Raw genomic sequence first — 13960 nt, forward strand, 5'->3', positions numbered from 1 at the left:
GCAATAAGCCGGCCTTACGGCCGGTGACAGGTCACTCAGGCAATTCGTCCATGACATTGCTTGAATTTTTTACCTGAACCACAAGGACAGGGATCATTACGCCCGACTTTACGCTCACCGCTTTGAGAAGCTAACTCTTCGGCAGCGGCAGTATCAGAATCCACATGACTAAGCTGCTGCTGGCTGGCTAAACGTTCTGCTTCTTCACGACGTTGTTGCTCAAGCGCTTCAATTTCTTCTGGCATGCGAACCTGAACTTTACTCAGGGTGCTGATCACTTCATATTTCAGTGATTCCAACATGTTAGAGAACATAGAGAAAGATTCACGTTTATATTCCTGTTTCGGATCTTTTTGTGCATAACCACGCAAATGGATGCCCTGACGTAAATAATCCATGGCCGCCAGATGCTCTTTCCACAATGAATCCAGTGTCTGAAGCATTACACCTTTTTCAAAGTTACGCATCATATCCGCACCGACGACAACTTCTTTCTCTCTGTAATTCTCCAGAGTGCGTTGCATAATACGTTCGCGTAATGTTTCTTCATGCAGCTCCGGTTCTTTATCCAGCCACTCAGCAATAGGCAGATTCAGATCGAAGTCATTGCGTAACCGCTCTTCCAGCCCCGGAATATCCCACATCTCTTCCAGAGACTGTGGCGGAATATAGCTGTCGATAGTCGCCGTCATGACATCTTCGCGAATACCATTAATGGTCTCACTCACATCAGACACATCCAGTAATTCATTACGCTGTGTATAGATTGCACGACGCTGATCGCTCGCAACATCATCGTATTCAAGCAACTGTTTACGGATATCAAAGTTACGGCTTTCCACTTTACGCTGTGCATTAGCGATAGCTTTGGTCACCCATGGATGCTCAATGGCTTCGCCTGGTTTCATCCCCAGTTTACGCATCATGCCCGACACACGGTCTGAGGCAAAAATACGCATCAGTGCATCTTCCATTGACAGATAAAAACGGGAAGAACCTTTATCCCCCTGACGACCGGCACGACCGCGCAGCTGGTTATCGATACGACGAGATTCATGACGTTCAGTACCGATGATATGCAAACCACCTGAGTTTAAAACTGCATCATGACGTTTTTGCCATTCGTCTTTGATAGCACTAATTTCTTCTTCAGACGGGTTCTCACGAGCCTCAACTTCAGCGTGCCAACTACCGCCCAGCATAATATCGGTACCACGTCCCGCCATGTTGGTCGCAATCGTCACCGCTGACGGCTGACCAGCCTGGGCGATGATGTCAGCTTCGCTGGCATGGAATTTAGCATTCAGAACATTATGCTTAATTCCGGCTTTAGTCAGCTCATGAGATACGACCTCTGATTTCTCGATCGAAATAGTACCGACCAGTACTGGCTGACCGTTAGCGGTGCGCTCGCGGATATCTTCGATGATGGCATCAATTTTCTCTTTCTCTGTCATATAGACCAGATCCGGGAGATCTTTACGGACCATCGGACGGTTAGTCGGCAGTACAATCGTATCCAGTTTGTAGATAGAACTGAATTCAAAGGCTTCGGTATCGGCAGTCCCGGTCATTCCGGCCAGCTTGTCATACAACCGGAAATAGTTTTGGAAGGTGATAGATGCCAGAGTCTGGTTTTCGTTCTGGATTTCCACCCCTTCTTTAGCTTCTACCGCCTGATGCAAACCATCTGACCAACGGCGGCCCTGCATGGTACGTCCTGTATGTTCATCAACGATAACTACCTCACCGTCTTTTACGATGTAGTCAACATCACGGGTAAATAACGCATGAGCACGCAGTGCAGCTGTAACGTGATGCATCAACATGATATTGGTAGGAGAATACAGCGACTCACCTTCTTCCATGATTCCCTGACTGACCAGCAGCTGTTCAATCTTCACCAGCCCACGTTCGGTCAAATGCACCTGGCGGGATTTCTCATCAACAGAGAAATCGCCCTCTCCCTGGAAAGTGTCAGAGTCTTCTTTATCCTGACGCACCAGATGAGGAATAATTTTATTGACCTTGATATACAGCTCAGAACTGTCTTCTGCCGGACCGGAAATAATCAGTGGGGTACGAGCTTCATCGATCAGGATGGAGTCAACTTCATCCACCAGGGCGTAGTTTAGTTTACGCTGAACGCGCTCTTCCGGGCTGAATGCCATGTTGTCGCGCAGGTAGTCAAAACCATATTCGTTATTGGTGCCGTAGGTGATATCCGCGCCATAGGCTTCACGCTTAGCAGGAGCCGGCATTCCTGGCAGGTTAATACCGACCGTCAGGCCGAGGAATTCAAATAACGGACGGTTATTTTCCGCATCACGCTGGGCCAGATAATCGTTGACCGTCACCACGTGCACACCTTTACCTGACAATGCATTCAGATAAGCAGGCAAAGTTGCTGTCAGGGTTTTACCTTCACCGGTACGCATCTCTGCAATGCAACGCTCATTCAGCACCATCCCACCCATTAACTGCACATCGAAATGGCGCATATTAAAGATTCGGCGACTGGCTTCACGAACCGTGGCGAAGGCCTCGGGAATCAGGCTTTCCAGCACTTCACCTTTTTCCAGACGGGCACGGAACTCTGCTGTTTTTCCTTTCAGTTGTTCATCAGTCAGCGCAGTGAACTTAGGTTCCATTTTATTAATAATATCAACCGTTTTACGCATACGGCGTAAAGTACGATCATTACTGCTACCAAAAATTTTAGTTAATAATTTAATGACCATTTTTTTATAATCTCAATTCAGCAAAAATTTGCTGCAAAAAATTGGGGGTAATTGTTTGCTTGATTTCAGGCGGCCACGGGTCCGGCACGGATGCCCTGGGTCCCGGCCAGCCAGAGGCCACTATTAAAAACAGAAGGAGTCCGGTTACCCTCAGGACGCGGGCGGGAAATCACCACACCGGCAGGAGGCCTGGTGGTTAGCAGAGCATGCAGTGACTGCAGTACTGCAATTTTTTGCACTGCCAGTGGTAATAGTTGTTGCTGTGTTTCTGGCTGAATCTGCGGCAGGGAAAATGACAGATGGCGAATTACCACCCGAATAGCATGCTGATGCCAGTAATCTACACTCACCCCGGGGCGACGTACCGTCGAACGACTCCGCAACAGGTTTTCAAACGGGACAGTGTTGCCGATGAACAGGGTATTAGCTGGAACATCCGCACCATTTCCGGACTCAAGCGCCTGCGCATTCGCTACCGGCAGGCCAAGGCTCGCCGCGACCATCCCCAGCAGGAGATGCGGCCAGAAATAACGCATGCCAAGTTGTCGCCAACGTGAAAAGAGTCCGATCACAATCTGTCCATTGAATACGGGTGTACACACATTCGGGGGAAATTCAGCTATCCCTGCAAAAACCAGCCGGACATGTCATTTGATATATCAGAGATAGTAACACTAATGACAGTTTTCAACATCAGAGAATAAGGAGCCGGCAAAGAAATTCGGGATATTTGCTGGTTTTTTCGGCAGAATATCAGGCGGGAACAAAAAACAGCAGGCTTACTGACCGGAGAGAGTATCAGTAATTCCTGCTGTCCTTAGATTTTATCAGGCCAGAACCAGATTCGGTGCTTTAAACGCCTGAGGCAATTCGGCTTCATCTTCAAAGGTTGCCCATTCCCAGGCTTCCTGTTTTGCCAGTACCGCCTGCAGCAACTTGTTATTCAGTGCATGTCCGGATTTGAATGCAGTAAATGCACCAATCACGTTATGACCACACATAAATAAGTCACCGATAGCATCCAGCATTTTGTGGCGAACAAACTCGTCTTCAAAACGAAGGCCATCTTCATTCAGTACACGGAATTCATCCAGGCCAATCGCACAGTCAAGACTACCGCCCAGGCACAGGCCACGAGACTGCAGATATTCGATTTCATGCATGAATCCGAAGGTACGGGCACGGCTAATCTGGCGAACAAATGCATCGGCTGAGAAGTTCAGCTGATAACGCTGTGAACTTGCATCAATCGCCGGGTGTTTAAAGTCGATAGTAAAATCAAGAGAAAAACCATTGTAGGGTTTCAGCTCTGCCCATTTATCACCGTCTTCAACACGTACAGCCTGTTTAATACGAACGAATTTTTTAGCGCTGTTAAGTTCTTCAACCCCTGCATCCAGCAGCAGATAAACGAACGGTGCAGCACTACCATCCATAATCGGGATTTCTGGCGCATCAACTTCTACAATAATATTGTCGATACCCAGCCCGGCCAGCGCCGAATTTAAATGCTCGACGGTTGAAATACGCACACCTTCGTCGTTAACCAGGCAGGTACTCAGCATGGTATCGCGCACGTATTTTGCATCAGCCGGAAAATCCACCGGTGGATTCAAGTCTGTGCGACGATAGATGACCCCGGTATTGGCCGACGCAGGGCGCAGAGTCAGGGTGACTTTCTTACCGGTATGTAAACCGATACCTGTCGCCTGAACAATACGTTTTAATGTCCTTTGTTTGATCATCGTATTAATCTCGCAAAATTACTCTTCGTTCATGACTATACACTACTTTGTTGCCGCCATTTTAGCACAAAGAGCGAGCAAGGCCAAATATCGGTATATTCTTAGTCAGCCTGCTTACGCAAAAATGCTGGAATATCAAGATAATCAGGCTCTTTATTCGCCTGGCTAGCCGGGTCATTGACTACTTTAGCCGCAGGTTTTTGTTCCTGGGGTAATGGTGTCAGACCATGCTGCTGGTAACGGTGGTCCATTACTGGCTGGCTGGCATTTTTGTTCGTCACCAGGGTTATCTCAGGACGTTTGTCCATGCCGATACCGGTCGCGACCACAGTGACACGCAGTTCGTCGTTCATTTCCGGATCCAGTGAAGTACCGATAACCACGGTCGCATTATCTGATGCAAATGCACGGATAGTATTACCGACGGTTTCGAACTCATCCAGACGCAGGTCGAAGCCAGCGGTGATGTTAACCAGCACGCCACGCGCACCTGACAGATCGATATCTTCCAGTAACGGGCTGGAGATAGCCATTTCAGCCGCTTCTTCAGCACGATCTTCACCACAGGCAACGCCGGAACCCATCATGGCGTAACCCATTTCAGACATCACTGTACGTACGTCAGCAAAGTCGACGTTCATCAGGCCAGGACGGGTGATCAGTTCAGCGATACCCTGAACAGCCCCTTTTAATACATCGTTCGCAGCGCCAAAAGCATCCAGCAGCGAAATACCACGACCAAGCACTTTCAGCAGTTTGTCATTTGGAATGGTGATTAATGAGTCAACATGCTTGGAAAGTTCAGCAATACCCTGCTCAGCAAAAGCCATACGCTTTTTGCCTTCAAAATTAAATGGCTTAGTCACAACAGCCACTGTCAGGATACCCAGATCTTTAGCAACTTCAGCGACTACCGGTGCAGCACCTGTTCCGGTACCACCGCCCATACCCGCAGCGATAAACACCATATCAGCACCATCCAGCGCAGCGCGTAATGCTTCACGGTCTTCTTCTGCCGAATTACGGCCGACTTCAGGGTTCGCACCCGCACCCAGCCCTTTAGTAATGTTATTACCAATCTGGATGGTTTGACCGACAGCAGTCTTACGTAATGCCTGAGCATCGGTATTGACTGCAAAGAATTCAACACCTTCGATACGCTCGCGTACCATATGCTCTACGGCGTTACCGCCGCCACCGCCAACGCCGATGACTTTTATCACCGCATCGTTGGTTAATTCCATAGGTTCAAACATGATTTCTCTCCGTTATGTGCCTGTCGCCTGGAGACCATAAATGCTGTTAGCATGATCTCCTTTAGTAAAAATTAAAACTCTTTTTTAAGCCAACTATTGATTCGTTTAAACCAACCGCCGACTGATGCTCTTTTCTCGCTATCACCATCCCCACCCAGATGCGACTCCTTACCATAATGCAACAGGCCAACAGCCGTTGAATAGTAGGGTTCCTGCGCATAATCGGTCAGGCCGGTGATATTTAAAGGCTGACCAATACGTACCTGGGTATGGAATACCCGTTGTGCGCAAGCCGCCAGACCTTCAATCTGCCCTGCCCCACCGGTTAACACGATGCCGGCAGCCAGATGATGCTTCACTCCCTGCTGACGTAACTGTTCCTGAAGCTCCAGGATTTCGTCATTCACCAGGTTTAACAGTTCGGTATAACGAGGTTCGATAACTTCAGCCAGCGTCTGACGTTGCAGACTGCGTGGTGGTCTTCCGCCAACACTCGGGACTTCGACATTTTCGTCTTTACCCACAATCGAACCTAAGGCACAACCATGACGGACTTTAATCGCTTCCGCATCTGTAGGCGGGGTGCCAAACGCATAGGCGATATCACTGGTCACCACATTCCCTGCATAAGGGATCACTTTAGTGTGTCGCAATGCTCCGCCGGTATAAACCGCCATGTCCATTGTACCACCACCAATATCAACCACACAGACACCCAGTTCACGTTCATCTTCAGTCAGAACGGCATAACTTGATGCCAGTCCGGCGAAAATGAGTTGGTCCACTTTTAGCCCACAACGTTCAACCGCTTTAACGATGTTTTTCGCCATATCGTTATGACAGGTAATCAGATGCACTTTCGCCTGCATCCTGACTCCCGATAATCCTACAGGATTTTTGATCCCTTCCTGATAGTCGATGGCATATTCCTGAGGAATTACGTGCAAAATACGGTGTTCATCACGGACACGAACTGATTTCGCCGTATGTACCACATTCTCTACATCATCCTGGGTTACTTCTTCTTCCGAAATCGGAACCATCCCGATTTCGTTCTGACAACTGATATGCTTACCAGACAGCGCCAGGTAAACTGACGATATCTGACAGTCAGCCATTAATTCAGCCTGGTCTATCGCCCGCTGAACGCATTTCACCACTGACTCGAGATCGTTTACGCCGCCTTTATCCATCCCACGGGATGGACAGCTGCCTACTCCGATAATGTTGACCATACCATCGGGCAGAATCTCCCCTACAAGGGCAGCAACCTTAGCGGTGCCGATTTCAAGTCCTACTACAAGTTTTCTGTCCGTTGCCTTGATCATTATTGTTTAGCCTGTGCCTGCTTTTGTTGCTGGTTAGTGGTCTGAGGATCAACAGGGGCGGCTACCCAACCAACTGCCGCACCAGAGTCATACCGCAAGTCCACATAACCTATCCGTTTATTCTCCGCCTGCCCCTGCCTGAGCAGTACCGGGTAAAGGTCAATAAAACGTTGTAGACGTTTCATTGTTTCATCACGTCCCAGCTCGATTTTCATATCATCACTGGTGACCAGCTGCCATGAACGTCGTGCGGTCATCGAAGCTGCCTTCAGAATAACTTTCGAAGGCTTTAACATATCGCTCATCTGATAGAAGCCAGCCATCACCTCTTTCTCACTGCCTTCTGGCCCGTAAAGCATGGGCATCGCTTGCTTACCCAACTGGCTTAAAGGTAAGCTGAATGACACTCCATCCGCATCCACGACATTCTGATCATTCCAACGGGCTACAGGAACATATTCAACCAGATGAATCTTTAATTCGTCAGGCCACTGCTTACGTACACTAACCTGTTTAATCCATGGCAACCGCTCAATCTGCTGCTGTATCACATCCACATTCTGTGACATAAATGTGCCTGGTGGGCCCAGTGATAAAATTGCCTGTCGGATATCATCGTTAGTGGTGTAATGCGTGTCTCCGGTAACCACCAGTTTCGAAAGTGGTAAACGGGATGCATCATCCATCCATTTCACTACCATCACACCACCCAGCACCATGACACCGATGACTATTAACAGAAAGATCATTCCGAACAGGCGCGAACCATTACTTCGTCCGGACCCCATACGATCCTGTGGTTCCCGGTTACGTGTATTTAAAGCCGCCTGAGACATATCAGTCTGTTAACTCCAGAATCATGGTCACTAATTGCGAAAACTCTATACCTGCCTGCTTTGCTGCCATCGGCACCAGACTATGGCTGGTCATGCCTGGCGAGGTATTGACCTCTAACAGCTGGAAATTACCCTCTCCGTCCATCATGACATCAACACGGCCCCATCCGCTGCAACCTAAAGAATGCCATGCCGCCAATACTAATTCATTCAGCGCAATCTGTTGTTGTTCATCTAACCCTGACGGACAAAAATATTCTGTGTCATCAGCGAGATATTTTGCATTGTAGTCGTAAAATTCTGTTTTAGCTTTAATTCGTATTGAAGGCAGAACTTTATTGCCAATAATTGCAACCGTATATTCTTCACCGCTGAGAAAAGCTTCGACCAGAACTTCGCTATCATATTGAAAAGCAAGTTCTAATGCGGCAAACAGATCGTCAGCATGGTTAACCCGGCTAATACCAACACTGGAACCTTCGTTACCAGGCTTTACAAATAATGGCAGTCCCAGCGCCTTAACTGACTCCAGAGTCGACTGGTCTAACCCTGCACTCATCTGCTGACGAGTCAGACAAACAAACCGACTGGTTGGCAATCCACATCCCTGCCACAACCATTTAGTACGGGCTTTATCCATGGTGATTGCCGAAGCCATCACACCACTGCCGGTATACGGCAAACCGATAAAATCCAGTACCGCCTGCAGTGTCCCATCTTCCCCGCCACGGCCATGCAGGGCAATAAATGCACGGGTAAAACCTTGTTCTTTCAGGCTAAGTACCGACTGTTCACGGGTATCTATCCCATAAGCGTTTCGTCCTGCCGCAGCTAATCCGGCGACGACTGCGCGACCTGACTCAAGAGAAACTTCTCGTTCTGCCGAGGCTCCGCCCATCAGAACAGCAATTTTTTCAACCATGCTGCTCCTCCGTGCGGGCAACCGGTTGTAATTTATGCTCAGCCAGAGTCCGGGCAATACGACCGACTGTCCCTGCTCCCTGAGCCAGAATCAAATCATTACCACTCAATACCGGAGCCAGCATTTCCGCTAGCAACTCATTGTCTGCCACCAAAATCGGATCAACTTTTCCACGGCTGCGGATTGACCGGCATAATGCCCTGCTGTCAGCTCCGGCAATCGGCGCCTCCCCGGCTGAATAGACGTCCAGCATGAGCAACACATCCACCTGACACAGCACGTTGGCAAAATCATCAAACAGATCACGGGTCCTTGTATAACGATGTGGCTGGAATATCATCACCAGTTTCTTATCCGGCCAGCCCGCTCTTGCTGCTTTGATGGTGGCATCAACTTCTGTAGGGTGATGACCATAGTCATCCACCAACATCGCCGTTCCACGGGTTCCGTTTACCGGAGCTGTCGGATATTCCCCCAGCAAGTCGAAACGCCGGCCGGTTCCCTGGAAGTTCTCCAGTGCAGTCAGTATCTCTGCATCATCGATGCCTTCTTCTGTGGCAACGCTGACAGCCGCAGCAGCATTCAATGCATTGTGACGACCTGGCGCATTCAGAGTCACTTCCATCACCGGCTTATCCTGACGCACCAGCCGGAAGTGACCACGGGCACCCTGCTGCTGATAATTTTCAATTCTTACGTCAGCATCATCACTGAAACCATACGTTGTTATCTGACGCCCGACTCGTGGGATGAGTTCACGAATCACAGGATCATCCACACACAACACCGCGCGACCATAAAATGGCAGGTTATGCAGGAAGTTCACGAACGTCTGTTTCAGGTTTTCAAAATCACCCTGATAGGTATCCATATGGTCTGCTTCGATATTGGTGACGATCGCAACCATGGGTTGAAGATGCAGGAATGATGCATCACTTTCATCGGCTTCTGCTATCAGGTAGCGGCTGCTACCCAACCGGGCGTGAGTTCCGGCAGCTTTCACCAGACCGCCATTAACAAACGTCGGATCCAGACCACCTTCAGCATAGATGCTGGAAACCATCGCCGTGGTAGTGGTTTTACCGTGTGTGCCGGCAATCGCAATCCCATGCCGGAAACGCATCAGTTCGGCCAACATTTCAGCCCGGCGGATCACCGGAATCCTGGCCTCACGGGCCGCCACCAGCTCAGGGTTATCCTGAGAAATAGCACTGGATACCACGACCACGCTGACATCTGTCACATTCTCTGGCCGGTGGTTAAAGTATATAGTCACACCCAGTGAACTCAGGTGCTGAGTCACCGGATTTGGCGCCAGATCAGAACCGCTGATCTGATACCCCTCATTTGCCAGCACTTCAGCAATACCGCCCATGCCAGCACCACCGATGCCAACAAAATGGATATGCCTGACCCGACGCATTTCAGGCACAACAGAGCGAAGTTTTGCTAATTGCTGAGTATTCATTTATTCACACTACCTGTTATCACTTTGCCCGTTTCACCGGGAAGTTGCTCTTCTGGAGCACTATTCATTTGGCGGCTTTCGCCACTTCAGTTGCCACACGTTCAGTGGCATCCGGAATCGCAATGGCACGAGCCTTTAAGGCCATGGTCAGTAACTGTTGGCGATCCCAGCCCGCCAGGGTGTCGGCGACACCCTGAGCGTTAAAATCTGGCTGTTCGAAAATTCTTGCTGCTCCCACTTTTTCCAGCGGTAAAGCATTCCAGTATTGCTGGCGATCTTTATGCTGAAACGGAACAAATATCGCCGGTAGCCCTGCCGCCGCAATTTCACTGACCGTCAATGCGCCCGAACGACACACCACCACATCAGCCCAGGCATAAGCTTCCGCCATATCATCAATAAACTCAGCGACCCGGTGTCCGGTTTGTCCGACGCTGGCATACAATTCATTCACCTGCGCCAGTGCGCCTTTACCGGTCTGGTGCCAGAGGGTAATACTCTCCCCTGCTTTTTGAGCAACCAGAGGCATAGTCTGATTGAGGATTCTGGCTCCCTGACTACCCCCTATCACCAGCACCCTCAGCGGGCCTTCTCTTCCGGCAAAGCGTTGTTCCGGCGCTGGCAGCGCCAGTACATCGGTCCGCACCGGGTTACCAACCACTTCCGCATCGGGAAAAGCCCCCGGGAAAGCCTGCATCACTTTACGCGCTATCTTCGATAATCCTTTATTCGTCAGACCGGCAATCCCGTTTTGCTCATGTAGCACCACCGGGATGCCACAGCTCCAGGCCGCAAGACCACCAGGACCAGAAACATAGCCACCCATGCCCAGCACCACATCCGGTTGCCAGGCCTTCATGATGGCCCGGGCTTGTCGCCATGCAGTAAAAATCCTAAGCGGCGCCATAAGCTGTGCTTTTATCCCTTTACCACGCAACCCACTGATCCGAATAAAATCGATATCAATGCCATGCTTTGGTACCAAATCAGCTTCCATCCGGTCTGCAGTACCCAGCCAGCGAACCTGCCAGCCTTGATCCATCAGATGGTGCGCAACAGCCAGCCCCGGAAACACATGTCCGCCGGTTCCTCCGGCCATCACCATCAGTCGTTTGCCACTCATCGACTACCCCGGGTAAACGCCTGTGCTTTTGTCAGACGCGTTTCATAATCTATTCGTAATAACAGCACTATCGCTGTAGACATAATAATCAGGCTCGATCCCCCGTAACTGATCAGGGGTAACGTCAGACCTTTGGTTGGCAGCATTCCGGCAGCGGCCCCGACGTTAACCAGCGCCTGAAAACTAAACCAGACACCGATAGCACAGGCCAGAAACCCGGAAAAACGCTGATCTAACTCCAGCGCTCTGCGGCCAATGGACATCGCCCGAAAAGCGACGAAGAATACCATTAAAAGTGCCAATACCACACCGAAAAAGCCCAGTTCTTCACCAATAATCGAGAAGATAAAGTCAGTATGTGCTTCCGGTAAGTATTCAAGTTTCTGAACCGAATTCCCCAGTCCCTGTCCCCAGAATTCACCACGACCAAAGGCCATGAGTGACTGGGTTAACTGATAACCACTGCCGAAAGGATCGGCCCATGGGTTCCAGAAAGAGGTCACACGTCGCATACGATAGGGCTCAGCAATAATCAGCAACACAACCGCAAAAATTCCGGACCCGATAATCGCCAGGAACTGCCACAATTTTGCTCCGGCCAGAAACAGCATCGCCAGAGTGGTAACAAACAACACAATGACCGTACCGAGGTCTGGTTGAGCCAGCAGTAATACCGCCAGAACGACCATGACCCCCATCGGTTTACAGAACCCCCAGAAGTTACTCCGGACTTCATCCACCTTTCGCACCAGATAACTGGCGAGATAACAAAACAGTGACAGCTTAGAAAATTCAGCGGGCTGAATACGCAACGGCCCTAGCGCAATCCAGCGTGAAGCCCCGTTAACCGAGCTTCCCACCACCAGAACCACCAGCAACATCACGACCGAGGCCAGCAGCATGACATTGCTATAACGCTGCCAGAAAGACATGGGTAACCGCAGTGTCACCAGAGATATTGCGAAACCAAGTCCCAGATAGAAAGCGTCACGCTTCGCAAAGTAGAACGGGTCATCACTCATCCGCTGGCCCACAGGAACAGACGCAGAGGTCACCATAACAAAACCAATAATTGCCAGACCAAAGGTCAGCCATAACAACGTGCGGTCATAGAGAATAATGGCAGTATCATCACTTTCTCTGGCCCCCATGACCCAGTCTCTTAAACGACCGGTGATCGCCATAACTGCGGTGCCAGCAAGCGCCAGGCCCGGAATACGCATTAGCCTAACTCCTTAGCTAACCGGGTAAAAAGATCGCCCCGTTGCTCAAAATTTTTAAACTGATCCAGACTGGCACACGCCGGAGACAGCAATACCATATCTCCCTCTCGGGTCTGCGGGGCAATCTCTGTCATCACTTGCTGTAACGTTTCTCTGCACTCAGAGACTTCAGGACGTAGTGCCGCCAGTTCAGTCGCATCCCGGCCAAAGCAGTAAATCTTAAGATTATCCTTGAGCAGGTAGGGTTGCAGAGGAGAGAAATCTGCTGATTTTCCATCGCCCCCCAGCAATAACCATAATGTTCCTGAAACATTAAGTCCTTTCAGCGCGGCTTCAGTACTGCCGACATTGGTCGCTTTCGAGTCATTGATCCAGTCCACCCCTTTATTGCGGTGGGCCAGATTAAAACGGTGACTCAACCCGCTAAAGCGGGTGAGTGCTTCCAGACTGGACACCCGAGGCAAACCGACAGCGTCAGCCAGTGCCAGTGCCGCCAGCGCATTGGTAAAATTATGCTGGCCGGTGAGTTTCATTTCCCGGGTATCCAGCACTTTTTCGCCCTTTACCCATAACCAGGTAGCGCCTTGCTGACTGTCCAGATGATAGTCACCGGTATTCACACCGAAACTGATGCAACGGTCATCCACTCCCCTCACCGGCAATGTCAGCCCATCATCGGTATTAACGACACAGACTCTGGCATTTTCGTAAACCCGCAACTTGGCTGCGCGGTACTGCTGCATGCCGAGCGGATAACGATCCATATGATCTTCGGTAACGTTCAGTATGGTTGCCGCTGCTGCCGCAAGACTATATGTAGTCTCCAGCTGAAAACTGGACAATTCCAGTACGTACAACTGTGCCGGTTTTTCCAGCAACGACAGCGCAGGTAAACCAATATTACCGCCTACCCCGACCTGCCAGCCGGCAGCTTTAGCCATTTCTCCCACCAGTGTGGTCACGGTGCTTTTACCGTTAGATCCGGTAATCGCAACGATAGGGGCGCTGGCTTCACGGCAAAACAGTTCAACATCACCGATAATTTCCACCCCGGCTTTGGCAGCTTCTGCCAGCGCCGGATGCGCCAGTGCAATGCCCGGACTTGCGATAATTAAATCGGCATCCAGCAACCAGTCCTCATTAATCCCCCCGAGGTAACGCTCCAGATGCTCCGGTAATTTATCCAGTCCGGGAGGGGACATTCGGGTATCAACCACCCGCGGTGTTACTCCGCGGGCTAAAAAGAAATCAACACAGGACAGGCCGGTCAGCCCCAGCCCGATAATGACAACTTTTTTACCCTGATAGTCAGACATCA

At 50.1% G+C, this 13960-nt stretch carries 11 protein-coding genes; all 11 read right to left on the reverse strand.

Features of this window, described 5'->3' with window-relative positions; genetic code table 11:
• Positions 1–35 precede the first annotated feature (35 nt).
• The 11 genes from secA to murD all read right to left on the reverse strand — a co-directional run bounded on the left by secA (position 36) and on the right by murD (position 13958).
• The gene (gene secA / locus B3Z23_RS16125) at positions 36–2741 is read right to left on the reverse strand and encodes a preprotein translocase subunit SecA (protein WP_294912180.1); all 2706 of its coding nucleotides are present in this window, start codon (positions 2739–2741) and stop codon (positions 36–38) included.
• Between the two features lie 65 nt (positions 2742–2806).
• The gene (gene secM, locus B3Z23_RS16130; RefSeq protein ID WP_294912181.1) at positions 2807–3313 is read right to left on the reverse strand and encodes a secA translation cis-regulator SecM; all 507 of its coding nucleotides are present in this window, start codon (positions 3311–3313) and stop codon (positions 2807–2809) included.
• 255 nt (positions 3314–3568) lie between these two features.
• Positions 3569–4486 carry a UDP-3-O-acyl-N-acetylglucosamine deacetylase gene (gene lpxC, locus B3Z23_RS16135; protein ID WP_038023053.1) on the reverse strand — a complete coding sequence of 306 codons (918 nt, stop codon included), beginning with the start codon at positions 4484–4486 and terminating at the stop codon, positions 3569–3571.
• A 101-nt stretch (positions 4487–4587) separates the two neighbouring features.
• Positions 4588–5742, reverse strand: a complete 1155-nt coding sequence (gene ftsZ, locus B3Z23_RS16140) for a cell division protein FtsZ (RefSeq protein ID WP_294912182.1) — start codon at positions 5740–5742, stop codon at positions 4588–4590.
• A gap of 71 nt (positions 5743–5813) precedes the next feature.
• The gene (gene ftsA, locus B3Z23_RS16145; protein WP_038023056.1) at positions 5814–7070 is read right to left on the reverse strand and encodes a cell division protein FtsA; all 1257 of its coding nucleotides are present in this window, start codon (positions 7068–7070) and stop codon (positions 5814–5816) included.
• On the reverse strand, positions 7070–7906 hold the full coding sequence (ftsQ, locus tag B3Z23_RS16150; RefSeq protein WP_294912183.1) for a cell division protein FtsQ: 837 nt from the start codon (positions 7904–7906) through the stop codon (positions 7070–7072). The genes ftsA and ftsQ overlap by 1 nt, the downstream gene beginning before the upstream one ends.
• Before the next feature lies 1 nt (position 7907).
• Positions 7908–8828 carry a D-alanine--D-alanine ligase gene (locus B3Z23_RS16155; protein ID WP_294912185.1) on the reverse strand — a complete coding sequence of 307 codons (921 nt, stop codon included), beginning with the start codon at positions 8826–8828 and terminating at the stop codon, positions 7908–7910.
• Positions 8821–10296, reverse strand: coding sequence for a UDP-N-acetylmuramate--L-alanine ligase (murC, locus tag B3Z23_RS16160; protein ID WP_294912186.1), 1476 nt, complete (start codon positions 10294–10296; stop codon positions 8821–8823). Before murC ends, B3Z23_RS16155 begins: the two co-directional genes overlap by 8 nt.
• A gap of 64 nt (positions 10297–10360) precedes the next feature.
• Complete coding sequence (gene murG / locus B3Z23_RS16165) at positions 10361–11419, reverse strand: undecaprenyldiphospho-muramoylpentapeptide beta-N-acetylglucosaminyltransferase (protein ID WP_294912187.1); 1059 nt, start codon at positions 11417–11419, stop codon at positions 10361–10363.
• On the reverse strand, positions 11416–12642 hold the full coding sequence (gene ftsW / locus B3Z23_RS16170) for a cell division protein FtsW (RefSeq protein WP_294912188.1): 1227 nt from the start codon (positions 12640–12642) through the stop codon (positions 11416–11418). The genes murG and ftsW overlap by 4 nt, the downstream gene beginning before the upstream one ends.
• A complete protein-coding gene (gene murD, locus B3Z23_RS16175; protein ID WP_294912355.1) occupies positions 12642–13958 on the reverse strand; it encodes a UDP-N-acetylmuramoyl-L-alanine--D-glutamate ligase in 1317 nt (438 codons plus the stop codon). The genes ftsW and murD overlap by 1 nt, the downstream gene beginning before the upstream one ends.
• Positions 13959–13960 lie beyond the last annotated feature (2 nt).

This window comes from Tatumella sp. UBA2305 (assembly GCF_002345795.1).
GTDB lineage: Bacteria > Pseudomonadota > Gammaproteobacteria > Enterobacterales > Enterobacteriaceae > Tatumella > Tatumella morbirosei.